The organism is Pseudomonas sp. R4-35-07 (assembly GCF_003852235.1).
In the GTDB taxonomy this organism is placed as follows: domain Bacteria; phylum Pseudomonadota; class Gammaproteobacteria; order Pseudomonadales; family Pseudomonadaceae; genus Aquipseudomonas.
In genome coordinates this window covers 5,041,720-5,064,685 of the sequence record NZ_CP027732.1, presented here as the reverse complement: position 1 = coordinate 5,064,685, position 22,966 = coordinate 5,041,720, and the positions used below count along the sequence as shown (strand labels likewise).

24 protein-coding genes and 1 pseudogene are annotated in these 22,966 nt (G+C 61.4%); 12 read left to right on the top strand and 13 right to left on the bottom strand.

Translation table 11 applies throughout. From position 1 onward, the window contains the following. Positions 1–64: 64 nt before the first annotated feature. Together C4J89_RS23105 and C4J89_RS23100 are read left to right on the top strand one after the other, a co-directional pair. Positions 65–541 (top strand): NYN domain-containing protein, encoded by a 477-nt coding sequence (locus C4J89_RS23105; RefSeq protein ID WP_124364522.1) that lies wholly within the window; start codon positions 65–67, stop codon positions 539–541. A 42-nt stretch (positions 542–583) separates the two neighbouring features. Next, positions 584–1,195: a PolC-type DNA polymerase III gene (locus tag C4J89_RS23100; RefSeq protein ID WP_124415662.1), complete on the top strand. Its 612-nt coding sequence runs from the start codon at positions 584–586 to the stop codon at positions 1,193–1,195. 141 nt (positions 1,196–1,336) lie between these two features. On the opposite strand, the gene C4J89_RS23095 is transcribed toward C4J89_RS23100, so the two are convergent. The 3 genes and pseudogenes from C4J89_RS23095 to C4J89_RS23085 form a co-directional block, all read right to left on the bottom strand. After that, positions 1,337–1,645: a DUF3077 domain-containing protein gene (locus tag C4J89_RS23095; RefSeq protein WP_124415661.1), complete on the bottom strand. Its 309-nt coding sequence runs from the start codon at positions 1,643–1,645 to the stop codon at positions 1,337–1,339. 528 nt (positions 1,646–2,173) lie between these two features. Beyond that, a complete protein-coding gene (locus C4J89_RS23090) occupies positions 2,174–2,881 on the bottom strand; it encodes a cyclase family protein (protein ID WP_124364519.1) in 708 nt (235 codons plus the stop codon). Continuing rightward, positions 2,871–3,052 (bottom strand): annotated as a pseudogene (locus C4J89_RS23085) (Lrp/AsnC family transcriptional regulator); the annotation flags it as partial. The gene C4J89_RS23090 and the pseudogene C4J89_RS23085, both read right to left, overlap by 11 nt. A gap of 140 nt (positions 3,053–3,192) precedes the next feature. Between C4J89_RS23085 and yedA the strand changes: the two are divergent. Together yedA and C4J89_RS23075 are read left to right on the top strand one after the other, a co-directional pair. Beyond that, on the top strand, positions 3,193–4,089 hold the full coding sequence (gene yedA, locus C4J89_RS23080) for a drug/metabolite exporter YedA (RefSeq protein ID WP_124415660.1): 897 nt from the start codon (positions 3,193–3,195) through the stop codon (positions 4,087–4,089). A 48-nt stretch (positions 4,090–4,137) separates the two neighbouring features. Beyond that, complete coding sequence (locus tag C4J89_RS23075; protein ID WP_124364517.1) at positions 4,138–5,472, top strand: DEAD/DEAH box helicase; 1,335 nt, start codon at positions 4,138–4,140, stop codon at positions 5,470–5,472. 121 nt (positions 5,473–5,593) lie between these two features. On the opposite strand, the gene C4J89_RS23070 is transcribed toward C4J89_RS23075, so the two are convergent. Then, positions 5,594–6,820: a TIGR03862 family flavoprotein gene (locus C4J89_RS23070; protein WP_124364516.1), complete on the bottom strand. Its 1,227-nt coding sequence runs from the start codon at positions 6,818–6,820 to the stop codon at positions 5,594–5,596. A 171-nt stretch (positions 6,821–6,991) separates the two neighbouring features. Continuing rightward, positions 6,992–7,912, bottom strand: coding sequence for a histone deacetylase (locus C4J89_RS23065; RefSeq protein ID WP_124415659.1), 921 nt, complete (start codon positions 7,910–7,912; stop codon positions 6,992–6,994). A gap of 75 nt (positions 7,913–7,987) precedes the next feature. Here C4J89_RS23065 and C4J89_RS23060 point away from each other — a divergent pair, with 75 nt between their 5' ends. Genes C4J89_RS23060 through C4J89_RS23050 form a run of 3 tightly spaced genes read left to right on the top strand, consistent with a single transcriptional unit; the run spans position 7,988 to position 10,049 of the window. Continuing rightward, positions 7,988–8,557, top strand: a complete 570-nt coding sequence (locus C4J89_RS23060; protein WP_124364514.1) for a GNAT family N-acetyltransferase — start codon at positions 7,988–7,990, stop codon at positions 8,555–8,557. A 38-nt stretch (positions 8,558–8,595) separates the two neighbouring features. After that, on the top strand, positions 8,596–9,465 hold the full coding sequence (tesB, locus tag C4J89_RS23055) for an acyl-CoA thioesterase II (RefSeq protein ID WP_124364513.1): 870 nt from the start codon (positions 8,596–8,598) through the stop codon (positions 9,463–9,465). Further along, positions 9,462–10,049, top strand: coding sequence for an HAD family hydrolase (locus C4J89_RS23050; RefSeq protein WP_124415658.1), 588 nt, complete (start codon positions 9,462–9,464; stop codon positions 10,047–10,049). The genes tesB and C4J89_RS23050 overlap by 4 nt, the downstream gene beginning before the upstream one ends. A 129-nt stretch (positions 10,050–10,178) precedes the next feature. Here the strand turns inward: C4J89_RS23050 and C4J89_RS23045 are convergent, their stop codons facing one another. From C4J89_RS23045 to C4J89_RS23035, 3 genes are read right to left on the bottom strand one after another with little or no spacing between them, the layout of a single operon-like run. Continuing rightward, the gene (locus C4J89_RS23045) at positions 10,179–11,153 is read right to left on the bottom strand and encodes an alpha/beta hydrolase (RefSeq protein WP_124415657.1); all 975 of its coding nucleotides are present in this window, start codon (positions 11,151–11,153) and stop codon (positions 10,179–10,181) included. After that, complete coding sequence (locus C4J89_RS23040) at positions 11,154–12,041, bottom strand: neutral zinc metallopeptidase (protein WP_124415656.1); 888 nt, start codon at positions 12,039–12,041, stop codon at positions 11,154–11,156. 55 nt (positions 12,042–12,096) lie between these two features. Then, on the bottom strand, positions 12,097–12,510 hold the full coding sequence (locus tag C4J89_RS23035; protein WP_124415655.1) for a lipoprotein: 414 nt from the start codon (positions 12,508–12,510) through the stop codon (positions 12,097–12,099). 186 nt (positions 12,511–12,696) lie between these two features. On the opposite strand from C4J89_RS23035, the gene C4J89_RS23030 reads away from it, so the two are divergent. Continuing rightward, complete coding sequence (locus C4J89_RS23030) at positions 12,697–13,575, top strand: DMT family transporter (protein ID WP_065935812.1); 879 nt, start codon at positions 12,697–12,699, stop codon at positions 13,573–13,575. Here the strand turns inward: C4J89_RS23030 and C4J89_RS23025 are convergent, their stop codons facing one another. After that, positions 13,576–14,910 (bottom strand): MFS transporter, encoded by a 1,335-nt coding sequence (locus C4J89_RS23025; RefSeq protein WP_124364508.1) that lies wholly within the window; start codon positions 14,908–14,910, stop codon positions 13,576–13,578. 210 nt (positions 14,911–15,120) lie between these two features. Between C4J89_RS23025 and quiC the strand changes: the two genes are divergently transcribed. Then, a complete protein-coding gene (quiC, locus tag C4J89_RS23020) occupies positions 15,121–17,019 on the top strand; it encodes a 3-dehydroshikimate dehydratase QuiC (RefSeq protein ID WP_124410839.1) in 1,899 nt (632 codons plus the stop codon). A 74-nt stretch (positions 17,020–17,093) separates the two neighbouring features. Beyond that, positions 17,094–17,759, top strand: a complete 666-nt coding sequence (locus C4J89_RS23015; protein ID WP_124364506.1) for a TetR/AcrR family transcriptional regulator — start codon at positions 17,094–17,096, stop codon at positions 17,757–17,759. Positions 17,760–17,887: 128 nt separating this feature from the next. On the opposite strand, the gene C4J89_RS23010 is transcribed toward C4J89_RS23015, so the two are convergent. Both C4J89_RS23010 and aroQ read right to left on the bottom strand, forming a co-directional pair. Beyond that, positions 17,888–18,736 (bottom strand): shikimate dehydrogenase, encoded by an 849-nt coding sequence (locus tag C4J89_RS23010; RefSeq protein WP_124415654.1) that lies wholly within the window; start codon positions 18,734–18,736, stop codon positions 17,888–17,890. Beyond that, entirely contained in the window at positions 18,736–19,182 is a 447-nt protein-coding gene (gene aroQ, locus C4J89_RS23005) for a type II 3-dehydroquinate dehydratase (RefSeq protein WP_124364504.1), read from the bottom strand. The genes C4J89_RS23010 and aroQ overlap by 1 nt, the downstream gene beginning before the upstream one ends. A gap of 332 nt (positions 19,183–19,514) precedes the next feature. On the opposite strand from aroQ, the gene C4J89_RS23000 reads away from it, so the two are divergent. Both C4J89_RS23000 and C4J89_RS22995 read left to right on the top strand, forming a co-directional pair. Then, positions 19,515–19,943 carry a DUF4160 domain-containing protein gene (locus C4J89_RS23000; protein WP_124415653.1) on the top strand — a complete coding sequence of 143 codons (429 nt, stop codon included), beginning with the start codon at positions 19,515–19,517 and terminating at the stop codon, positions 19,941–19,943. Further along, on the top strand, positions 19,940–20,407 hold the full coding sequence (locus C4J89_RS22995) for a DUF2442 domain-containing protein (protein ID WP_124415652.1): 468 nt from the start codon (positions 19,940–19,942) through the stop codon (positions 20,405–20,407). Before C4J89_RS23000 ends, C4J89_RS22995 begins: the two co-directional genes overlap by 4 nt. A gap of 34 nt (positions 20,408–20,441) precedes the next feature. On the opposite strand, the gene trmA is transcribed toward C4J89_RS22995, so the two are convergent. Together trmA and C4J89_RS22985 are read right to left on the bottom strand one after the other, a co-directional pair. Continuing rightward, entirely contained in the window at positions 20,442–21,521 is a 1,080-nt protein-coding gene (trmA, locus tag C4J89_RS22990; RefSeq protein ID WP_124415651.1) for a tRNA (uridine(54)-C5)-methyltransferase TrmA, read from the bottom strand. Next, positions 21,518–22,813, bottom strand: a complete 1,296-nt coding sequence (locus tag C4J89_RS22985) for an NCS2 family permease (protein ID WP_124364502.1) — start codon at positions 22,811–22,813, stop codon at positions 21,518–21,520. The genes trmA and C4J89_RS22985 overlap by 4 nt, the downstream gene beginning before the upstream one ends. Positions 22,814–22,966: the final 153 nt, after the last annotated feature.

Here is a 22,966-nt window from a genome sequence, read left to right as displayed (position 1 = left end):
CCCTTGGCTGGCATACTGGCACCCTTTCCGGGCGCTGGCGCCTGGCGGTCATTGAGGAAGTGCGGTGAAGAAAATTGCAGTGTTCGCCGATGTGCAAAACCTCTATTACACCGTTCGCCAGGCCTATGGCTGCCATTTCAACTACGCCGCGCTGTGGGCGGATATCAGTGCCCATGGGCAGATCGTGGAGGCGTACGCCTACGCCATCGACCGTGGCGACAGCAAACAGCAGCAGTTCCAGCAGATCCTGCGCAACCTCGGTTTTACCGTGAAGCTCAAGCCTTACATCCAGCGCAGTGACGGCTCGGCCAAGGGCGACTGGGACGTCGGCATCACCATCGACATCATGGACGCCGCCGCGAACGTCGACGAAGTGGTGCTGGCCTCCGGCGATGGCGATTTCGACATGCTGCTCGACCGCATCATCCACAAGCATGGCGTGCAGGCCGTGGCCTACGGCGTGCCGGGGCTGACGGCCAACTCACTGATACGCGCCGCCAGCCGCTACGTGCCGATCGAAGGCGCGTTGCTGCTTAAATAAGCGCAGTGGCTCACTCAATTGTCAGACGGAGTTGGAACAGGTTTGGAACGTATAGCGGTCATCGACTTTGAAACCACCGGCATCACCCCGAGCAGCCACTGCCGGGCCACGGAAATTGGCGTGGTCATCCTTGAGCGCGGGCAAATCGTCGACCGCTACCAGAGCCTGATGAATGCCGGCGTACGCGTGCCGGGCTTTATCGAACAACTCACCGGCATCAGCAACGCCATGCTGCGCAGCGCCCCGCCGGCCGAGCGGGTGATGAACGAGGTCAACGAGTTCGTCGGCACCACGCCATTGATGGCGCACAACGCCGCGTTCGACCAGAAGTTCTGGGACTTTGAACTGAGCCTGATCCGCCGCACCCGCCTGCAGAAATTCGCCTGTTCTTTATTGCTGGCTCGTCGGTTGATGCCTTCGGCGCCAAATCACAAGCTCGGCACCCTCAACATCTACGCCCAACTGCCCCACACCGGCAAGGCTCACCGGGCGCTGGCGGATGCGGAAATGGCCGCCAACCTCACCGCGCACCTGGCCCAGGAACTGCGCCAGACCCATGGCCTGCGTGAGCTGTCACATGACTTGCTGTGCACCTTGCAGAAAGTGCCGGCGGCGAAGATCAATGAGCATTTGAAGAAGCATCGCGGGTTCTGAGCCTGGGCGCGGTTTCAAGAACACTGAAGCTCCAAATGTGGGAGGGGGCTTGCCCCCGATAGCGGTGGGTCAGCCAGCTTATGTGTAGCTGACCCACTGCCATCGGGGGCAAGCCCCCTCCCACATTTGGTGATGCGTCGCCTATCGAGCCTGCGTGCACTCCAACGCCTGGTCCACCACCCCCTTCGCCATCTCCACCAAATGCATCACCGCCCGCTGCGGCGCCTTCATCACCTCTCCCGAGGCATGTGCCGTCTCCACCGCGCAATGCAACAGATCCGCCGCATGGGCCAGGGCATCTTCGAAGCTCAGGTTGTCATTCAGGATAAAAGTGGGCGCATCCGGGGCGGACGCTTTGAGGTAGTAGTCGATGGCGCGACGGTGGAGCAGGGCGTCTTCGCTGAGGAAGTCGGCTTTGGACCTGGGTGGATCGGGGGTGACTTTGACCATGGTGAAACTCCTTGCTGGAAGAAGTCGACACCGTTCGCTTGCACGCGAATAGGGTGGCAACTGTGCGTAGGTGTGCAAGACCGGGGCAAGGATCCAAACCCAGCAGGCCCGAAGGCCTCCCACGCACAGCCGCCATAACAGGCATATCGGCTGTAGGTTTATTTATGATCTTGCTTGCCATTGGACTTGCACGTCCGGTCACCGAACATTCGATGACAGGGCGAGACTAGCTACCGAATCCGACGGAAACAAGGCCGTGGGATTCTCTCGGAAACGTCCCGCAAATGAAAGGGATCGGTCTTGCTGGCCATAGAAACGTCGGCTTTTTTCTGGGGGCTTTCTCTGCTTTCTGAATGGTCAGTAGGCATAGTCCGGCTGTCTCGTCAGACTTTTCTGGATTGCCCATTCTCCCGTCTATAGCCAAGCGCAGCCACTGACGCCATCGGAAGCAACCCCCTCCCACGGTCGTCGGCGTTGCCCGGCCTACACGCGGTCACCTGTGGGCGGTCGGTGTAGGCAGCGATGATGTCAGGGAATAAAGGCCATCACCGAGGCCGGTGACCCCGAGCCATCTTCAAGCGCCAATACCCCGATAACCAGAGTTGCCCCAGTAGCCGGAAGTCGGTCGAGCTGGGTCAGGCACTCCAACACAATCCCGTTTTCGGCCAGTACCGCGTGATTGATTGCAAACGTGCTGCTTTGCCCATAATCCACGCCATGGGTATCAATGCCCACGCCGGCAATCTGGCGGTGCTCCAGCAAAAAGCCAATGGCTGCCTCGCCAATCCCAGGAAAGTGCGAGCCTTGCGCGTCGTGGCCGAAAAAGGCGGTCGGATCGTTCCAGAGGTGTTGCCACCCGGTGTACACCAGCACCACCGAACCCGTATCGATAGGGCCGTGTTGGTGTTCCCAAGCGTGGATATCCTGCGGGCTGACTTGGTAATCCGGATCGGCCATGGCTTTACTGCGCACATCGATCACCACCGCTGGCCGCACCAGCGCTTCTGCCGAGTAACCCTCAATCCCCATTCCATCGGTATAAAAGCTCTTCGGCGCATTCATATGAGTGGCGCTGTGTTCGCCCATGCTGAAGCGGCGCAGGTAATAGCCGTCCCGCTCCAATGAAGCAACGTCCGCGAACGCCACTGGCGGGTCGCCAGGCCACAGCGGGATGCGCGGGTTGATTGGATGGCTGAGACTAATGACCTGCTGAAATTGCAGCTGTTTAACCGCCATGTTTGCCATTCCCTTCCAATTGCCTCAGCGGCACACGCCGCTCTATGGCGCTGGACAAAATAATCGAAGTCTTGCTGAACCCGAACTTCGCCACCCGATTAATCAGGTCTTCAACTGCGGCATGGTGCCCACTGCTGCTTGCATGATCACGCACGGGTCGCCGGTTACGCGTGGCTTTCGAAAGCACGGTTTATAGCCTCCATAACCATGCTTTGAAAAGTGTATGGGCTCTTTAAACAGGTTTTGTAACTTATATTTATCCACTTGCCTTTCTAGAATAAGCCTCCCATTTCCTGCCATAGAGCCGCCCAATGCCTGGCACACGTCGCTTTCCCTTACCGTTGATCGCCGCCTTTTTTGCGTTGTATGTGATCTGGGGTTCCACTTACCTGGTGATTCGCATCGGCGTGGAGTACTGGCCGCCGTTGTTACTGGCGGGGATTCGGTTTTGCACGGCGGGCGCGTTGATGTATGGCTACCTCAGGTGGCGTGGCGCACCCGCGCCGACGTGGGCGCAGTGGAAGGCTGCCGGGATGATCGGCATTTTGCTGCTCACCGTGGGCAATGGCGGCGTCAGCGTAGCGGAACATATGGGCGTGTCGTCCGGCGTGGCCGCGTTGGCGGTGGCGACGGTGCCGTTGTTTACCCTGTTGTTCGGTTTTTTCTGGGGCGCGCGTAATACGCGGCTGGAATGGGCCGGGGTGATTCTGGGGATTATCGGCATCGCCATGCTGAATATGGGCAGCACCCTGCAATCAAGCCCGATGGGCGCGGTGTTGCTGTTGATGGCGGCGGCTTCCTGGGCGTTCGGTTCGGTGTGGAGCCGCCACTTGCCGCTGCCACAGGGCGCGATGGCGAGCGCTGCGGAAATGCTGGTGGCTGGCGTGGCGTTGCTGATCGTCAGCGCGTTGTCGGGTGAACGTTTGCAGGCAATGCCACCGCTGGAAGGCTGGCTGGCCCTGGCCTATTTGACGGTGTTCGGCTCGATCATCGCCTTCAATGCCTACATGTACCTGCTCAAGCATGTGCGTCCGGCGGCGGCGACCAGCTATGCGTATGTGAACCCCGCCGTGGCGGTGTTGCTGGGGATTGTGTTCGTCGGCGAGTCCATCGGCCTGGAAGAAGCCCTGGCGATGTTGGTGATCATTAGCGCCGTGCTGCTGATCAGCCTGCCCCAGTGGCGCAAGCCGAAGGCGGAAATAAGGTAAACTGCCGCGCATTACGCCCATGCGCTGAATTTTTCCTACGGTAAACACATGACTTTCGCCTCCCTTGGCCTGATCGAACCCTTGCTGCGCGCCCTTGAGACGCTTGGCTACCAGACCCCGACGCCGGTGCAGGCGCAAGCCATTCCGGCGGTGCTGGCCGGTCGTGACCTGATGGCCGCGGCCCAGACCGGCACCGGCAAGACCGCAGGCTTTGCCTTGCCGCTGCTGCAGCTGCTGACGATGGAAGGGCCGAAGGTCGCCGCCAATTCGGCGCGTGCGCTGATCCTGTGCCCCACCCGCGAACTGGCCGAGCAGGTTCATGCCAGCGTTGCCGAGTACGCCCAACACCTGCCATTGACCACTTACGCAGTGTATGGCGGCGTGAGCATCAACCCGCAGATGATGAAGCTGCGCAAGGGCGTGGACATTCTGGTTGCCACGCCCGGTCGACTGATCGACCTGTTCCGCCAGAACGCGCTGAAACTCAATCAGCTGCAAACCCTGGTGCTGGATGAAGCCGACCGCATGCTCGACCTGGGCTTCTCCGAAGAGCTTGCCAACATCTACCGCATGCTGCCGAAAAAGCGCCAGACCCTGCTGTTCTCCGCCACTTTCTCCGACGACATCCGCCTGCTGGCCGGGCAGATGCTCAATGACCCGCTGAGCATCGAAGTTAGCCCGCGTAACGTCGCCGCCAACACGGTGAAACAGTGGGTGGTGCCGGTGGATAAAAAGCGCAAGGCAGAGCTGTTCGTGCACCTGATGCGCAAGGGCCGCTGGAAGCAGGTGCTGGTGTTTGCCAAAACCCGCAACGGCGTGGATGCGCTGGTGGATAAGTTGCAGGGGCTGGGCATCAACGCCGACGGCATCCATGGCGACAAACCCCAGGCCACCCGCCAGCGTGCGCTGGACCGCTTCAAGGCCAGCGACGTGCAGATCCTGGTCGCCACCGACGTGGCGGCCCGTGGCCTGGACATCGAAGACTTGCCGCTGGTGGTCAATTTCGACCTGCCGATCGTCGCGGAAGACTACATCCACCGCATCGGCCGCACCGGTCGCGCGGGCAACACCGGTGAGGCGATTTCGCTGGTGTGCGCCGATGAAGTGAACATGCTCTCGGCGATTGAGATGCTGACCCGCCAGACCCTGACCCGCAACATGGAACCGGACTTCGAACCGGAACACCGCGTGCCGGATACCGATGCCAGCGGGCAGGTGGTGAAGAAGCCGAAAAAGCCGAAGAAGCCCAAGACGTCGGGTGGCGGTGGTAAGCGCAATTTGGGCAAGTGGGTGGAAAGCGGCGACGTGGCGCCGGCGGAGCCTTCGATCAAGCCGGTGCGCAAGGTGCCGGTTTTTAACACGGGGCCGCGTAAGAAGAAGTGATTTTGCGGTGTGGCTGATGGCCTCATCGGGAGCAAGCCCCCTCCCACACTTGACTGTATTCACAAATCAAAATGTGGGAGGGGGCTTGCCCCCGATGGCGGCTTCGAATCCACCACCCCTCTCAGCGGTTAAGCCACTCCAACAGTCCAAGCCCAGCCGCCCGGCCGCTGGCAAAACACCCCGTCAGCAAATACCCCCCGGTCGGCGCCTCCCAATCCAGCATCTCCCCGGCACAAAACACGCCCGGCATTTGCTTGAGCATCAGCCGCTCATCCAGCGCTTCGAACGGCACACCGCCGGCCGTGCTGATGGCTTCATCCAGTGGCCGCGTCCTGACCAGTTTCAACGGCAACGCCTTGATATCCACCGCCAACTGCGCCGGGTCATTGAAGTGCTCAGCAGGAGCCAGCTCGCGCAGCAGCGCCGCCTTGACCCCATCCAGGCCCAGTTGACTGTGCAAATGCTTGCTCATCGACCGCGACCCGCGCGGCTTGGCCAGTGCCGCCTGCACCTTGTGCAACGGCTTGCTCGGCAGCAGATCGATATGCACGGTGGCGGCGCCGTCGCGGTTGATCGTTTCCCGAATCGGCGCCGACAGCGCATAGATCAGGCTGCCTTCGATACCGGTGGTCGTCACTACGCATTCGCCCAGGCGAGGTTTATCGTCGCCCAGCCCAATGGCGACGTTTTTCAACGGCGCCCCGGCGAATTTGCTGACCATCAAATCGCTCCACGCCGACACTTCGAAACCGCAGTTGCTCGGCTGCAGGCGCACATAGGGCACGCCACGCTCTTCGAATAAATTGAGCCAGGCGCCATCGGAGCCCAGGCGCGACCAGCTGCCGCCGCCTAAGGCCAGGAGCACCGCAGCGCTGCGCACGGTTTTCTCGCCCTCCGGGCTGTGGATAAGTAAATCACCTTCGGTATTCCACCCCAGCCAACGATGCCGGGTGTGGATAACCACTCCTTGTTCACGCAGGCGCTTGAGCCAGGCCCGCAGCAGCGGCGCGGCTTTCATGTCCGTAGGAAATACGCGGCCGGAGGTGCCGATAAAGGTTTCGATGCCCAGGCCATGGATCCACTCGCATAACGCATCGGCACCAAAGCTGCGCAACAACGGCGCCATGTGCGGCGCGCGTTCGGCATAGCGTGAGAGGAACGCCGGGTAGGCCTCGGAGTGGGTGATATTCATGCCGCCCACGCCGGCCAGCAGGAACTTGCGCCCCACTGAAGGCATGCCGTCGTACAGCTCCACGCGCACGCCCGCCCGGCTCAGGACTTCTGCGGCCATCAGCCCGGCAGGGCCGCCGCCGATGATAGAGACAGTGTGGGGAGAGGTCTGAGGCATGGGCAGGGCTACGGTGCTGTGAATAGGCCGAGCATTCTACCCGACGAAGGCGCAGCTGCCTGATCAAAAAACGTACACTTTCCTACAAGCCATACGGCTAACCGCTTTCAGACCGTTACGCTCAAGTTATCCACAGCTGGTTCCACAGGCATTGTGGGTAACGTCCACAGTTCAATGACAACCTGATGACGTCCACACGCGCTGCGCGCTGTGGTGCAGGATGCCGTGGCGGCGGGCCAGGGCAGGGCGGTCCTTGCTGTAGCCGCCACCGATCACGCCCATCAGCGGAATGTCGCGGCCCAGGCAGTGACGCATCACGCTTTCATCGCGAGCGGCGACGCCGGCATCGGTCAGCTTGAGGTAGCCGAGTGCGTCGTCCTTGTGTACGTCCACGCCCGCGTCGTACAGCACCAGGTCCGGCTGGTAGAGCGGCAGCAGGTAGTTGAGCGCGTCATCCACCACCTTGAGGTAGTCGGCATCGCCCATGCCCATCGGTAACGGAATGTCCCAGTCGCTCTGCGCCTTGCGCGCCGGAAAGTTTTTTTCGCAGTGCAGCGATACAGTGATGGCGTCCGGCGTGTCATGCAGGATGCACGCGGTGCCGTCGCCCTGGTGTACGTCGCAGTCGAAGATCAGCACACGGTTGACCCGGCCGCTGGCCAGCAGGTAATGGCTGATCACTGCCAGGTCATTGAAGATGCAAAAGCCCGCCGGGTAATCGTAGTGGGCGTGATGGGTGCCCCCGGCCAGGTGGCAGGCCAGGCCGTGCTCCAGCGCCTGCTCCGCCGCGAGGATCGAGCCACCCACCGCACGCACGGTGCGGCGCGCCAGGGCTTCGCTCCACGGCAGGCCGAGGCGCCGTTGGTCCTCGCGAGACAACTCGCCGCTCATATAGCGTTCGATATACCCAGGTTCATGGGCCAGGCCCAGAATCTCTGCCGGGCACAACTGCGGGCGCAGCAAATGGCTGTCCTCGGTCAGGCCGCTGTCCACCAGGTGATCGCGCAACAGGCGAAACTTGTCCATGGGAAAGCGGTGGTCCGCCGGGAACTCGGGGCTGTAGTCATCGTGGTAGATCAATGGCAAGGGCATGGGATTTTCTGACTGGAATCTGCGTCGGATCTTACCAGCGCTGTACACTCACGCACATGGCAAGGGAGGGGACCCATGGAGCCGATACTGGAATTGGAAAGCGCACGTCTGATCATGCGCCAATGGCGTGACAGCGACCTGCAGGCCTTTGCGCAGATGTGCGCCGACCCGCAGGTGATGCGTTATTTCCCGGCTAAATTGAGCCACCTGGAAAGCGCTGCACTGATTGGCCGGATCCGCGGCCACTTCGCCGAATATGGTTTTGGCTTTTGGGCCTTGCAGCGCAAGGATACCGGTGAATTCATCGGCCTCACCGGGCTGCAGAACGTCAGTTTTGAAGCGAATTTCACCCCGGCGGTGGAAATCGGCTGGCGTCTGGCTCGCGAGCACTGGGGCCTGGGTTACGCCAGCGAGGCGGCCTGGACCGCATTTCGCTGTGGTTTCGATCGCTTGAGCCTGGATGAGGTCGTCGCCTTCACCACCGAGGCCAATCTGCCATCACAAAAAGTCATGCAGGCCATCGGTATGCATTACGATCCGCAGGCAGATTTCGAACACCCCAAGGTCGCAGCCGATGACCTGCTGCGTCCGCATGTTTTATACCGCATCACCCGCGCCCAATGGTTGGACACGCTGCACGGATAAGCAGCCCGGAATGCCCTATCGAGTTTTGGAGTTGCTCTATGAGCCAAGTATTGGAAGATCTGGTGGACTTGCTGACCCTGGAGCCGATCGAGGAAAACCTCTTTCGCGGCCGCAGCCAGGACCTGGGTTTTCGCCAACTGTTCGGTGGCCAGGTGCTCGGCCAGTCGCTGTCGGCGGCCAGCCAGACCGTCGAAGAAGCGCGCCACGTACATTCGCTGCACGGTTATTTCCTGCGTCCAGGCGACGCCGCGTTGCCGGTGGTGTATTCGGTGGACCGCGTGCGTGACGGCGGCAGTTTCAGCACGCGCCGCGTCACGGCGATCCAGAAGGGCCACCCGATTTTCACCTGCACCACCTCGTTCCAGTACGACGAAGCAGGTTTCGAACACCAGACCACCATGCCCGTGGTGGTCGGCCCGGAGAACCTGCCGTCGGAGCTGGAGCTGACCCAGCAGCGCGCGCACCTGATCCCCGAGCATATGCGCGACAAGCTGCTGTGCCCCAAGCCCATCGAAGTGCGCCCGGTGACCGAAAAAGACCCGTTCAACCCGCAGCCGTCCGACCCGGTCAAGTACGTGTGGTTTCGTGCCGACGGCGCCCTGGCCGATGCGCCGGCGTTGCATAAATACCTGCTGGCCTACGCCTCGGACTTCGGCCTGTTGACCACCTCGCTGCTGCCCCATGGCAAGACCGTGTGGCACAAAGACATGCAGGTCGCCAGCCTCGACCACGCGCTGTGGTTCCACGCTGATCTGCGCGCCGATGACTGGTTGCTGTATGCCATGGACAGCCCATGGGCTGGCAATTCCAGGGGCTTTTCCCGGGGCAGCGTGTACAACCGCGCCGGGCAACTGGTGGCGTCGGTGACCCAGGAAGGCTTGATTCGCCATCGCAAGGACTGGGCATGAGCCTGGCCGACGTCCGGCATTGGGTGTTTGACATGGACGGCACCCTCACGGTGGCCGTGCATGATTTTGCGGCCATCCGCGTGGCGCTGGAAATTGCGCCTGAGGACGACATTCTCACGCATCTGGCCGGGTTGCCGGCGGATATTGCGGCGGCCAAGCATGCCTGGTTGCTGGAGCACGAGCGCGAACTGGCGCTGGGTTCGGTTGCGGCCGAGGGCGCGGTGGAACTGGTGCGCGAGCTGGCCGGACGCGGTTATCGCCTGGGCATTTTGACGCGCAACGCGCAGGAACTGGCGCATGTCACCCTGGCAGCGATTGGCCTGGCGGACTGTTTTGCCGCCGAGGACGTGCTGGGGCGTGAGGACGCACCGCCCAAGCCGGATCCGGGCGGCTTGTTGAGGCTGGCGGCGGCTTGGGACGTGGCACCCGGCGAGATGGTGATGGTGGGGGATTATCGTTTTGACCTGGATTGCGGCCGGGCGGCGGGGACCAGGACCGTGCTGGTGAACCTGCCGGAGAACCCCTGGCCGGAGTTGGCGGATTGGCATGCCACAGACTGCGCGGCACTGCGCCGGATGATCTAGCCCAGGCAATGAAGATCAACTGTGGGAGGGGGCTTGCTCCCGATAGCGGTCTGTCAGTTAAAGAATTGCTGGCTGTTGCACCGCAATCGGGAGCAAGCCCCCTCCCACATTTTTATCCGGCTTCGTCAGTTATTGCGCGAACAGGACTTTCTGGCCCTCGGGCGAGGTAAACATTTTATCCCCGTCATGCCCCACTCCCGGTACTTCTACCAGCCTGTGGCTCAACTGCGGATGCCGCTGCTTGAGGGCGTCAAAATAGTTGTGCCCACGAATCAGCCGGTAGGCGCCCTGAGTTTCGGCTTCGCAGCTTTTATCCAGCGCCGGGTGGTTGGGGTCGGTGTCTTGTTGGCCCAACAGGTAAGTGACATCGCGTGACACATAGGCCTGTTCCAGTTGCTCGGCGCCATGGCCCTTGGCGTAGTCCGGCAGGCCTTGCATGCCGTACTTCCAGTCGTTGAAACCAGGGCAACCGGCCGTTTCGAACTTCACCGGGCGTTGTGGGCTGAAGTAGGCGTAAGACGATGGGTTGGCCACCACATAACGCAGGCGGATGCCTTCGGTCTGCAGCATCGGGTGAGCGTGGCCGGTGACAGCGAAGCGCTGCACCACCTGGCCGCCACCTGAATGCCCGGCGACAACGATTTCTTTCAGGTGCGGGAACAGTGTGCGGTTGCCCAAGTGTTTGATGATCTGGTCGAGAGCGCCAAAAGAGCTGACCTGGCCCGGACCGATGGACGGCGCGCCGGCCATCCAGTCATTGCCCTTCCAGCGCAGCACCTGGTCATCCAGGTGGTGACGTTTAATGTCCGACTGGTTGAGAAACTGCGGCGCGATCACCAGCACATGTGCCCCAACGCCAGCATGGGCGGCGGCATCGATACCGCTTTTCAGATAGGTCTGCGCATTGCGCAGGCGGCCATGCACGATAATCAGCGCCCGCGTGACCTCCGGCAGCGGTTGGCGCCAATCCTGGCTCAGGCCCAGGCTGAGCTCGCCCGCATCCACATGAAAACGCTCAGGGCTGACCAGGTTGACGCCGTGTTCGGCAGCCAACGCTGAACAGGACATCAACCACGCCAGCAGCCAGCCCACGCGTTTATGCATTTAAAGACTCTTGGCCGTAAAGGTGTCGCATTGGGAGATCTGGCCCTGAGCGAAGCCGGTCTTGAACCAGCGCACGCGCTGAGCCGACGTGCCGTGGGTAAACGAGTCCGGCACCACGCGCCCTTGGCCCTGTTGCTGCAGGCGGTCATCGCCGATGGCGTTGGCGGCATTCAGTGCTTCTTCGATATCGCCGGGTTCCAGCCAGTTCAGGCGTTTTTGCGCGCGGTTGGCCCAGACGCCGGCAAAGCAGTCAGCCTGCAGCTCCTGGCGGACCAGTAGGCCGCCGTCGCCCTGCATCGGCCGGCCCTGCTGGCGCGCGGCCTGGATTTTGGACGAGATGCCAAGCAGGGTTTGTACGTGGTGCCCGACTTCGTGGGCGATTACATACGCCTGGGCGAAATCGCCGGCGGCCTGGAAGCGTTGCGACATTTCACGGAAAAAATCCAGGTCCAGGTACACCTGCTGGTCAGCCGGGCAGTAGAACGGGCCGCTGGCCGAGGTGGCGCCACCGCAGGCGGAGTTCACCCGGCCACGGAACAGGATCAGTTTCGGGTTCTTGTAAGCCAGGCCGTTCTCCTGGAACACCTGGCCCCAGGTGTCTTCGGTGTCGCCCAGCACCGCGCGCACGAAGTCGGCCTGCTCGTCGTTGGCCGGCGGAGCCTGACGCGATTGCGTGCTGACCGACGGCGCCTGCTCCATCTGGCCGGTCAATTGGCCGAGGATCTGCATCGGGTCCTGGCCGGTGAGCCAGCCGATGCCGACAATCAGCACGATAGCGGTCAGGCTCAGGCCCTTGCCGCCACCGAAGCGCATCCCGCCACCGCCGCCGCCGCTGTCATCGCGGGCATCGACCACGTTGTCGCTGCGTCGGCCTTTTTTCCATAGCATGGGGCAATCCTCTTGTTAACGGTCCGGCAAAAATATGGATGGAGTATGGTCGTAATCAGCGGCAATAGCCTTCGCCGCTGGCGACAATCAGGCAGTCTTTTTTATCGGCCAGCCATTTCAAGCCAGTGGCTGCGCCATCCCCGGCGCGCAGCACCTGCGGGCCGTCCGGGCGGGTGAAGGCGATGCCTTCGTCGGTTGCCTGGCCCTTGAACGTGCCGGACGCATCGGCATCCAGGCCATATTGCATGGTCAGGATGTAATGACCGCGGCCGATGCTGTCGTCCTTGGCGATGCTCAGATTCAAGCCTTCGACGCCGATCCACTTGCCGACCCATTTATCGGTGGGTGGCGTTTCCGGTACCAGGGTCGCCTGCACGGACGCGGGGGCGGGCTTGGGGGCTTCTTTCGGCGTTTTATCGCAGGCAGAGAGCAAGGCGAGGGCAGACAGGGCAAACAGGATTTTTTTCATAGCGGCAGGGCCTTGATTAAAAAGTGTGCAACGCCGGGGCGCGCGTGCAGGGTTGGACTCAAATCCACTGATTTAGTGCGCTGTTCGCCCGGTGTTTGGTTATGCTCTTGGGGCAGACGCATGCCCGGCTGCTAGATTACCTCGGTTGAGTGCCACCGTATTCAGCTCGCCACACAAGAGAATTCAATGACTGTCAGTACCCCGCTTTCCGGCGTCAACCATCCCTTCAAAGGCATCCTGCTGATTGTGCTGGCGACGTTCCTGTTCTCCAGCCACGATGCCCTGTCCAAATACCTGGCCGGGTTCTACCCGATCGTGATGGTGGTGTGGGCGCGGTACATGGTGCACACCTTGCTGATGGCCGGGATCTTCCTGCCGCAATCGGGCCTGCGCGTGCTGCGCAGCAAACGGCCGGGGATGCAGGTGGTGCGGGCGTTGTGCTTGTTGGGCACCAGCCTGTTCTTCACCACAGCGCTGCATTACATCCCGTTGGCGGAAGCCACGGCGGTGAATTTCCTTGCGCCGATCCTGGTGACGGCGCTCTCGGTGCCCCTGCTCGGCGAGCACGTCACGCGTGGCCAATGGCTGGCGGTGATCTGCGGGTTTGTCGGCGTGGTGATCATCATCCATCCGGGCGGTGAGCTGTTCACCCCGGCGGTGCTGCTGCCACTGTGCTCGGCGCTGTTCTTCTGCTTCTACCAACTGCTCACGCGCATCCTCAGCCAATACGACAGCCCCACCACCAGCAACTTCTTCGCCGGCCTGTGCAACACCCTGGTGATGAGTGCGATGGTGCCGTTCTTCTGGCAGGTGCCGACCCTGTGGCATGGGGTGATGATGCTGGCGCTGGGCACCTGTGGGATGACCGCGCACTTGATGCTCACCCAGGCGTTCCGCTTCGCGGCGCCGGCCTTGCTGGCGCCGTTCGGCTATTGCCAGATCGTGTTTGCGGGGTTGTTGGGTTGGCTGGTGTTCAGCCATACCCCCGACATGACCACGGTGGTCGGTATCGGGGTGATCTGCATGAGCGGCTTGGCCGCTGCCTGGCAGCAGCGGCGGCGTTGATTACACCTCTACCGTAGGAATCTTGCGCGGCGCCATGAAGTACATCCACACGAGTGCGATGAAATACATCGCCGGAATCAGGGTGAACAACAGCGTGTAGTTGTTGTTGGTCACGGTCAGGATATGGCCGACGATCTGGGTCATGAACATGCCGCCGATGGCCGCGCACATGCCGCCGAAGCCGAACACCGTGCTCATCATGTGCTTGGGCGTGTAGTCCATCACCAGGCTCCAGATGTTGGCGGTCCAGGCCTGGTGCGCGCCGATGGCCAGGGAGATGGCGAACACCGCGACCCACAATTGGCTGGAGCCGGCCGCCATGATCACGCCGACGATGCAGCAGGCGAACAAGAACATCGACAGCAGCCGTGCCTTGATCGAGTTCATCCCGCGACCGATCAGGAACGAGGACAGAATGCCGCCGCCCACGCTGCCGAAGTCGGCGGTGAGGTAGATGATGATCAGCGGAATGCCCATCTGCGTCACGTTGATGCCCAGGTTGTATTGCTGGTTCAGGAATGGCGGCAGCCAGTACAGGTAGAACCAGAACACCGGCGCGGTCAGCGAGTATGCCAGCGCGAAGGCCCAGGTGCCGCGCATGCGCAGGATGCGGCTGAACGGTACGCGGGGTTGTTCCGGCTCGACTTCCTGTTGCACATAGTCCAATTCGGATTGTTTAACGGTGGGATGCTCTTCCGGGTTGTAGTACTTCAAGCCCCACAACACCAGCCAGATACCCCCGAGCGCCGACATGCACAGGAACGCCGCCTGCCAGCCCCACACGTGCAGGATCAACGGCAGCAGCATGGGCGTCATCATCGCGCCGACGTTGGTGCCGGCGTTGAAAATGCCCGTCGCCACCGCGCGCTCGCCGGCCGGAAACCACAGTCGCGTGGTTTTCACGCACGCCGGGTAGTTGGCGGCCTCGGTCAACCCGAGGATAAACCGGCAGACCATGAAGCCGACGGCTGAGGTAGCCAGGCCGTGTGCGCCGGTGGCCAGGCTCCACAACAGCACCGCGCAGAAAAACACGCGCTTGACGCCTACCCGGTCGATCAAGCGGCCCTGCAGCACAAAGCCGATGGCGTAGCCGACCTGGAACCAGAAGTTGATATTGGCGTAGTCCATCGCCGTCCAGCTCATTTCCTTGGCCAGAATCGGTTGCATCACGCCCAGGGCGGCGCGGTCGATGTAGTTGAGGGTGGTGGCGAAGAACACCAGGGCCAGCATGCCCCAGCGGGTTTTACCCACGGCCAGGGCGCCGCGGATCTTGTCGCCGATGCCGGCGTGCGGGGTGCCGGGGCGCGCGGCCAGGGCGGAATTTTGCAGAGGCATGAGGTCGTACCCGTTTTTGAAATTTTTATGGTGTGATCTGGGTCTTGGTGCAAGGTCGATGGTGCGCAGTGGTTAAAAAGTCGTCAATTCATCAAAGGGGCATAGTGTTCGATAATCGCACCAAAAACTAACCGGTTCGTACATTTTAATTGCCGCGTGTAGGCTGTGGGCGAATAATTTGCCATAAACAACAATTGCCGGGAGTGACCCATGCAACGTTCCATCGCTACCGTGTCGTTGAGCGGCACCCTGCCGGAAAAGCTCGAAGCCATTGCCGCCGCCGGGTTTGATGGCGTTGAGATCTTTGAAAACGACCTGCTGTACTACGACGGCAGCCCGCGTGAAGTCCGGCAGATGTGCGCCGACTTGGGCATCGCCATTACCTTGTTCCAGCCGTTTCGAGACTTCGAGGGCTGCCGCCGTGATCGTCTGGCGCGCAACCTCGAGCGCGCCGAGCGCAAATTCGATCTGATGCAGGAGCTGGGCACCGACTTGGTGCTGGTGTGCAGTAATGCCTCGGCCGATTGCGTGGGCGATGAACGCATCCTGCTGGACGACCTCAGCCTGCTGGCCGAACACGCGGGCCGCCGTGGCTTGCGAATCGGCTATGAAGCGCTGGCCTGGGGCAAACATGTGAACACCTGGCAGCAGGTGTGGAACCTGGTGCGTCAGGTGGACCATCCCAGCCTGGGCGTGCTGCTCGACAGCTTCCACACCTTATCGCTCAAGGGCGACCCGAGTGGCATCGCCGAGATCCCCGGCGACAAAATCTTCTTCGTGCAAATGGCCGACGCGCCGATCCTGGCCATGGATGTGCTGGAGTGGAGCCGGCATTTTCGCTGCTTCCCCGGCCAGGGTGAGTTCGACCTGGCTGGGTTTCTCGCTCCGATCATCCAGAGTGGCTACACCGGGCCGTTGTCCCTGGAGATTTTCAACGACGGCTTTCGCGCCGCACCGACTCGGGCCAATGCGGCGGATGGTTTGCGCTCGTTGCTGTACCTGGAAGAGAAAACCCGCCAGCGCCTGGCGGCGGAACAACCCGCCGCGCCCGTGGATATCCTGTTCGAGACCCCGGCGGCCAGCGAGTACGACGGCATCGAATTCCTCGAATTTGCGGTGGATGAAAGCCTCGGCGCCAAGCTGACCCATTGGTTGGAACGCCTGGGCTTCGCCAAGGCCGGCCAGCATCGCTCCAAGAACGTGAGCCTGTTGCGCCAGGGCGATATCAACCTGATCCTCAATTGCGAACCTTATTCCTTTGCCCACAACTTTTTCGAGGCCCATGGGCCGTCGTTGTGTGCCACGGCGATTCGGGTCAAGGACAGCGCCAAGGCGCTGGAGCGGGCGGTGGCTTACAAGGGCCAGCCCTATCGCGGCCTGGTCGGGCCCAATGAACTGGAGTTGGCGGCCGTGCGCGCGCCGGATGGCAGCTTGATTTACCTGGTGGACCAAAGCGAAGGCGGGCTATACGACACCGATTTCAACCTGCAACCCGTCACCGCCAGCGGCGGCTTGCTGCGCATCGACCATATGGCCATGGCCCTGCCGGCCGACAGCCTCGACAGCTGGGTGCTGTTCTACAAAAGCTTGCTGGATTTTGAAGCCGATGACGAAGTGGTGCTGCCCGACCCTTACGGCCTGGTCAAAAGCCGCGCACTGCGCAGCCGCTGCAGTTCGATTCGCCTGCCGCTGAATATTTCCGAGAACCGCAATACCGCCATTTCCCACGCGCTTTCGAGCTATCGCGGCTCGGGCGTGCACCACATTGCCTTCGATTGCGCGGATATTTTCGCCGAGGTGCGCCGGGCCAAGGAGGCCGGGGTGCCGCTGTTGGATATCCCGCTCAACTACTACGACGATTTGGCCGCACGCTTTGATTTCGACGATGAGTTCCTCAGCGAGCTGGCGTACTACAACGTGCTGTACGACCGCGACGCCCAGGGCGGTGAGCTGTTTCATGTCTACACCGAAGCCTTCGAGGGGCGGTTTTTCTTCGAGATCATCCAGCGCAAGAACGGCTATGCCGGTTATGGCGCGGCCAACGTGGCGGTGCGTTTGGCAGCGATGGCCAAGTCACGCAGCGGTGCGGTGCGTCAGGCGCGTTTATAACGGTGGGGAGGTGCTTCCTTCGGGGAGCGCCTCGGCCCATAATCGGGCCTGCATAAAAACGCCGTGAGCGCACCATGACCCTGACTCCCGACCTCTCTGCCGTGTCAGATGCACCGCGCAAGAGTCGCAAGAACAATCCGGAAAAGACCCGCGAGAATATTCTCCAGGAAGCCATTGTCGAGTTCGTTCAGCAGGGCCTGTCCGGCGCCCGCGTGGACGCCATCGCCGAGCGCATCCACACTTCCAAGCGCATGATCTATTACTACTTCGGCAGCAAGGAGCAGCTCTACGTCGAGGTGCTGGAGAAGCTCTACGGCGATATTCGCAACACCGAAACCCGCATGAACCTAACGGCCCTGGAGCCGCGCGAAGCGATCCGCCGGCTGGTGGAGTTCACCTTCGACCACCATGACCAGAACGTGGATTTCGTGCGCATTGTCAGCATCGAAAATATCCACAACGCCGAGTACGTAAAGCGCACCAGTACGATCAAGGACATGAACAGCAAAATTCTTGAGGGGCTCGGTGAGACCCTGCGTCGCGGCGCTGAAATGGGGCTGTTTCGCGAAGGGTTGGAGCCGCTGGATGTGCATCTGTTGATCAACTCGTTCAGTTTTTACCGTGTATCCAACCGGCATACCTTCAGTGAGATCTTTCAGATTGAACTGTCGGATGAGGCGATCAAGCAGCGGCACCGGGAGATGATCTGCGAGTCGGTATTGCGCTACCTGCAAGCTTGAGAACTGGCTGTACGCGGTCAATGTGGGAGGGGCTTGCTCCCGATAGCGGTCTGTCAGCTGAGCATGTTCCGGCTGATACACCGCTATCGGGGGCAAGCCCCCTCCCACATTTGAACTGTGTTTTTCAGTCAGCTTTCCATGCTCTGGAAGTGCGCCAACATCCTGCCAGCATCCGCCGCCTCGCCACTGAATAGCTCAAACGCCTTCACCGCCTGAAACACCGCCATATTGCCGCCATCCAACGTGCGGCAACCCAAGGCGCGTGCGTCGCGCAGCAACTCGGTTTCCAATGGGAAATACACGATTTCCGCCACCCACAGCCCTGCATGTAATAACGCGGGGGGCACCGGTGTGCCGGGCAGCTTGGCCATGCCCATCGGTGTGGTGTTGACCAGGCCGTCCGCCTCCGCCATGGCATTGATCAAGTCGCTGCCGACCTGGGCACGACCGGTGCCAAAACGCCGGGCGAGGTTATCCACAAGTTCGCGGGCGCGGAGGCTGTCCAGGTCAAAAATGCTCAGCTGTTCAACGCCCTCGGCCAGCAGCGCATGCGCCACTGCCGCGCCCGCACCGCCGGCGCCCATCTGCACTACGCGTTGGCGTGGCACGTCATTCAAGTTGCGGCGGAAACCCTCGGCGAACCCCAGGCAATCGGTGTTATGGCCGATGCGCTTGCCGTCTTTGAATACCACGGTGTTGACCGCGCCAATGCCCTTTGCCTCGTCGGACAATTCATCGAGCAACGGCAGGATCGCCTGCTTGCACGGGTAGGTAATGTTCAAGCCGGTGAAATGCATCTGCTCGGCGGCACGTAGCAGCTCGGGCAGGGCGTGGCTGTCCAGGCGTAGCGCTTGCAGGTCGATCAGGCGATACAGGTAGCGCAGGCCCTGGGCGTCACCTTCCTGCTCATGCAGGGCGGGCGTGCGGGAGGCCTGGATGCCGGCGCCGATCAGGCCGGCGAGAACGCGTGGTTTCATCAGGCGCATCCTTTCAACGAGTGGCTGAAATGTTCCAGGGCCAAGTGGTAGCCATGGCTGCCAAACCCGGCCAGCACCGCCTTGGCGATGGGCGAGACAAAGGAGTGATGACGAAACGCCTCACGGGCATGCACGTTGGATAAATGCACCTCGATCACCGGCACTTCGCTGGCCACCAGCGCATCGCGAATCGCCACCGAGGTATGAGTCCAGGCCGCCGGGTTGATCACGATCCCGGCGCAACGTGCGCGGGCGGCGTGGATCCAGTCGAGCAGTTCGCCCTCGTGGTTGGTCTGGCGAAACTCGATGGTCAGCCCGAGCTTTTCCGCGCTGCGCCCACAGAGGGCGGCGATGTCGGCCAGGGTTTCGTGGCCATAGGTGGCAGGCTCGCGAGTACCGAGCAGGTTGAGATTGGGGCCGTTGAGCACCAGCACGATAGGCGGCATAGAGGGGTCTCCACAGTTTTTATTGGTTGTGGAGATAAAATGTACTGAATGGTTAGTTTGGTCAAATGAAGTCGCCGGACCTGTTCGATTATCGAACCGTTAATCAGCAGGAGCTGCTGTTGATGAAGTGTTACGACGGATTGCAGTGTAAACACGATTTACGGGCGTGGCCGGAGTCTCCCCAGCTGTCGGCATGAGTGGTTACAACCCGGCGTTCGCCGGTGTGTTCGTCGTTACTAATCTTTGAAGCAGCTTCGTGAGCATGAAGCCGGTTGCCGGGTGACACGTGAAAATTGTTACCGGGCGGAAAATAACCTAACGGATGGGTTACGATGAGAGTAGGTGCTTACAAGGGATATGTAATCTCGGTATTTCTCAGGGATGAGCATTGCCCGCCTCATGTGCATGTCAGGGGAAGGGCGTGGGATGCGCGCTTTCGTTTCAGTTTTCTGGATGGGGACGTGGAGCTGTGGGATGTAAACCCTGAACGCTGCCGACCACCCAAGGCGGTCTTGGAGGAATTACGCGAGGCAATAATGCAGCGGCACTACTTGGCACGGGCACGCAGGATCTGGTGGGAAAACCTTCAAACAGTTTGCCTGGAGAACCATTCTTGGGATTGGGAAACCAGTGAGTTGTTGCCGGGGTTGATCATTCGGCGGGGTGTTTATGTGATCGCACGTGCGCGGCACGATGTCGTGGGGCAAAAAACAATTTTGAGCCTGGTCAGGGCACCAGGGTCTGTGGAGATTGAATTATGAAGAAAATCGTAAAAGCCAAAGTCAAACCCTACGTGCCTCTCAGCGATGCTGACGTCGACAAGGCAATCGCCCGTGGGCGCAAGCTGAAACGTCTGTATGCCAACGCCAGCAACGTGCGCTATCAAGACGACTGCATCTCCATTGGCTTCAGCGATGGCAGCCGTGTCATGTTGCCGGTGGCCGGTCTGCCGGAGTTCGAGAAGTTTTCGCAGCAGGATTTCCAGCAATTGGAGGTGGGTTTCGGCGGCAAGGCGCTTTGCTGCGAGGCCCAGGACCTGGACGTTTCGATCACTGGCCTTATCGCCACAAGCCAGCCTCTGATGGACCTCGCCACGAGCCTGGTAGCCTCCCGAAACGGTCGCAAACGCAGCGCCGCCAAATCGGCCGCCGCCCGGGCCAATGGCAAGAAGGGCGGCCGGCCGCGCAAGGAAGTGTTGGAACCCGGCGACTCGACGGACACATGAATTTCAGTGTGGGAGCTGATGATGCCTGACAGCGTTATCGACGGGTCAGCAACACCCCCGATTCCATATGATGCGTCCACGGAAACTGGTCAAACATTGCGCATTGGGTAATGCGGTGCGTGTCGTGCAACTGCGCGATGTTCGCTGCCAGTGTTTCGGGGTTGCAGGAGATATACAGGATGTTGTCGAAGCGCCGGGTCAGTTCGCAGGTGTCCGGGTCCATGCCGGCGCGGGGCGGGTCGACGAAGACGCTGCCGAATGCGTAGCTTTTCAGGTCGATGCCGTGCAGACGGCGGAACGGGCGCACTTCATTCAGGGCCGCGGTGAGTTCTTCGGCGGAGAGGCGCACCAGGGTGACGTTATCCACGGCATTTTCATCGAGGTTGCTCAACGCCGCATTCACTGAGGTCTTGCTGATTTCAGTGGCCAGCACCTTACGCACGCGGGTCGCCAGCGGCAGGGTGAAGTTGCCGTTGCCGCAGTACAGCTCCAGCAAGTCGTCCGGGCGATCACCCAGGGCGTCGTACGCCCAGTTGAGCATCTTCTGGTTCACCGTGCCGTTGGGCTGGGTGAAGGCGCCTTCGGGTTGGCGGTAGCTGAAGGTGCGGCCACCGACCTCGAGTTTTTCCACCACGTAGTCGCGGCCGATCACATCGCGCTTGCCCTTGGAACGGCCAATGATGCTCACGTTCAGCTCAGCCGCCAGCTTGTTCGCTGCGGTGTGCCAGTGTTCATCCAGCGGGCGGTGATAGCACAGGGTGATCATCGCGTCGCCGGCCAGGGTGGTGAGGAACTCCACCTGGAACAGTTTGTGGCTCAGGGCGGCACTGGCTTGCCAGGCGGCCTTGAGCTGCGGCATCAACTGGTTGATGCGCTGGCTGGCGATGGGAAACGCTTCGATCAGGATCGGCGTGCGCTTGTCGTCCTGGGCGAACATCGCGTAGTGGCGCTCGCCGCCTTCGCGCCACAGGCGGAACTCCGCGCGCAGGCGGAAGTGCTGCAGCGACGAGTCGAAAACCTGCGGCTCGGGGGCGTCGAACGGTGCCAGCAGGTCACGCAGGCGCGTGACCTTGTCTTGCAGTTGAGCGGTGTAGTGTGCGGCGTCGAAAGTCATGCGTTGAACCAGCCCAGCTTGATCACGAACAGAATCGACAGAATCACCAGGGCCGGGTTCAGCTCACGGTAGCGGCCCGAAAGCAGCTTGATGGCGGTCCAGGCGATGAAACCGAAGGCGATGCCGTTGGCGATGGAGTAAGTGAAGGGCATCGCCAGGGCGGTGATTACCACCGGCGCGGCCACAGTAATGTCATCCCAGTCGATTTCGGCCAGGCCGGACGTCATCAAGACGGCCACGAATAGCAGCGCCGGCGCGGTGGCGAAGGCCGGTACGCTGGCTGCCAGCGGTGAGAAGAACAGCGCCAGCAGGAACAGAATCGCGACCACGATGGCGGTCAAGCCGGTACGGCCACCGGCGCTCACGCCAGCGGCAGATTCGATGTAGCTGGTGGTGGTCGAAGTACCCAGCAGCGAGCCGGCCATGGCCGCCGTACTGTCGGCGATCAGCGCACGGCCCATTTTCGGCATGTGGCCGTCCTTGCCCATCAGGCCGGCGCGCTTGGCGACGCCGATCAGGGTGCCGGAGTTGTCGAACAGGTCGACGAACAGGAACGCGAAGATCACGCTGACCAGGCCGATGTCCAGCGCGCCCTTGATGTCCAGTTGCAGGAAGGTCGGGGCCAGGGACGGTGGCATCGAGGTCACGCCGCCGAACGGGGTGAAGCCCATCACAATGGACACGATGGTCACCGCCAGGATGCCGATCAGCACCGCACCACGCACGGCCAGGGCTTCCAGCGCCACGATCAGCACAAAACCGAGGGTGGCCAGGATCGGCGCCGGTTGTTTCAGGTCGCCCAGGCCCACCAGCGTGGCCGGATTGGCGACCACGATACCGGCGTTGTGCAAGGCGATCAGCGCCAGGAACAGGCCGATACCGGCGGCAATCGCCGAGCGCAGGGGCAGGGGAATGCTGTTGATGATCCACTCACGGATACGGAAGATCGACAGCAGGAAGAACAGCACCGCCGAAATGAACACCGCGCCCAATGCCACCTGCCAGGTGTGGCCCATGTGCAGGACCACGGTGTAGGTAAAGAAAGCATTGAGGCCCATGCCCGGGGCGAGGGCGATCGGGTAGTTGGCGATCAGGCCCATCACGGTCGAACCGATGGCCGCCGCCAGGCAGGTCGCGACAAACACCGCGCCTTTGTCCATGCCGGTTTCGCCGAGGATGCTCGGGTTCACGAACAGGATGTAGGCCATGGCCAGGAATGTCGTGATACCCGCGAGAATCTCGGTGCGCACGTTGGTGTTGTGGGCTTTGAGTTGAAACAGCTTTTCCAGCATGCCGGCTCCCTGTGACGCTATCTTGCGTCGTGATTTGTTGACCTCTAAGTCAAAGCACAAACTGCGCCAAGCGCTTGTGGCTTCAGAGAGGATCGGAAAAAGCGGCGCATCATACCAGCAGCCGAGGCTGTGTGGCGCATGGCCTTGAGGCAT

What these genes read in the sequence shown, in the direction of transcription:
- C4J89_RS22985 (WP_124364502.1), bottom strand. Translation starts at nt 22,813, where the DNA reads ATGCTGGAAAAGCTGTTTCAACTCAAAGCCCACAACACCAACGTGCGC.
- C4J89_RS23070 (WP_124364516.1), bottom strand. Translation starts at nt 6,820, where the DNA reads ATGCCTCAGACCTCTCCCCACACTGTCTCTATCATCGGCGGCGGCCCT.
- C4J89_RS23000 (WP_124415653.1), top strand. Translation starts at nt 19,515, where the DNA reads ATGAGAGTAGGTGCTTACAAGGGATATGTAATCTCGGTATTTCTCAGG.
- aroQ (WP_124364504.1), bottom strand. Translation starts at nt 19,182, where the DNA reads ATGCCGCCTATCGTGCTGGTGCTCAACGGCCCCAATCTCAACCTGCTC.
- C4J89_RS23050 (WP_124415658.1), top strand. Translation starts at nt 9,462, where the DNA reads ATGAGCCTGGCCGACGTCCGGCATTGGGTGTTTGACATGGACGGCACC.
- yedA (WP_124415660.1), top strand. Translation starts at nt 3,193, where the DNA reads ATGCCTGGCACACGTCGCTTTCCCTTACCGTTGATCGCCGCCTTTTTT.
- C4J89_RS23030 (WP_065935812.1), top strand. Translation starts at nt 12,697, where the DNA reads ATGACTGTCAGTACCCCGCTTTCCGGCGTCAACCATCCCTTCAAAGGC.
- C4J89_RS23010 (WP_124415654.1), bottom strand. Translation starts at nt 18,736, where the DNA reads ATGAAACCACGCGTTCTCGCCGGCCTGATCGGCGCCGGCATCCAGGCC.
- C4J89_RS23045 (WP_124415657.1), bottom strand. Translation starts at nt 11,153, where the DNA reads ATGCATAAACGCGTGGGCTGGCTGCTGGCGTGGTTGATGTCCTGTTCA.
- C4J89_RS23035 (WP_124415655.1), bottom strand. Translation starts at nt 12,510, where the DNA reads ATGAAAAAAATCCTGTTTGCCCTGTCTGCCCTCGCCTTGCTCTCTGCC.
- tesB (WP_124364513.1), top strand. Translation starts at nt 8,596, where the DNA reads ATGAGCCAAGTATTGGAAGATCTGGTGGACTTGCTGACCCTGGAGCCG.
- C4J89_RS23095 (WP_124415661.1), bottom strand. Translation starts at nt 1,645, where the DNA reads ATGGTCAAAGTCACCCCCGATCCACCCAGGTCCAAAGCCGACTTCCTC.
- trmA (WP_124415651.1), bottom strand. Translation starts at nt 21,521, where the DNA reads ATGACTTTCGACGCCGCACACTACACCGCTCAACTGCAAGACAAGGTC.
- C4J89_RS23025 (WP_124364508.1), bottom strand. Translation starts at nt 14,910, where the DNA reads ATGCCTCTGCAAAATTCCGCCCTGGCCGCGCGCCCCGGCACCCCGCAC.
- C4J89_RS23090 (WP_124364519.1), bottom strand. Translation starts at nt 2,881, where the DNA reads ATGGCGGTTAAACAGCTGCAATTTCAGCAGGTCATTAGTCTCAGCCAT.
- C4J89_RS23040 (WP_124415656.1), bottom strand. Translation starts at nt 12,041, where the DNA reads ATGCTATGGAAAAAAGGCCGACGCAGCGACAACGTGGTCGATGCCCGC.
- C4J89_RS23065 (WP_124415659.1), bottom strand. Translation starts at nt 7,912, where the DNA reads ATGCCCTTGCCATTGATCTACCACGATGACTACAGCCCCGAGTTCCCG.
- C4J89_RS23060 (WP_124364514.1), top strand. Translation starts at nt 7,988, where the DNA reads ATGGAGCCGATACTGGAATTGGAAAGCGCACGTCTGATCATGCGCCAA.
- C4J89_RS22995 (WP_124415652.1), top strand. Translation starts at nt 19,940, where the DNA reads ATGAAGAAAATCGTAAAAGCCAAAGTCAAACCCTACGTGCCTCTCAGC.
- quiC (WP_124410839.1), top strand. Translation starts at nt 15,121, where the DNA reads ATGCAACGTTCCATCGCTACCGTGTCGTTGAGCGGCACCCTGCCGGAA.
- C4J89_RS23075 (WP_124364517.1), top strand. Translation starts at nt 4,138, where the DNA reads ATGACTTTCGCCTCCCTTGGCCTGATCGAACCCTTGCTGCGCGCCCTT.
- C4J89_RS23015 (WP_124364506.1), top strand. Translation starts at nt 17,094, where the DNA reads ATGACCCTGACTCCCGACCTCTCTGCCGTGTCAGATGCACCGCGCAAG.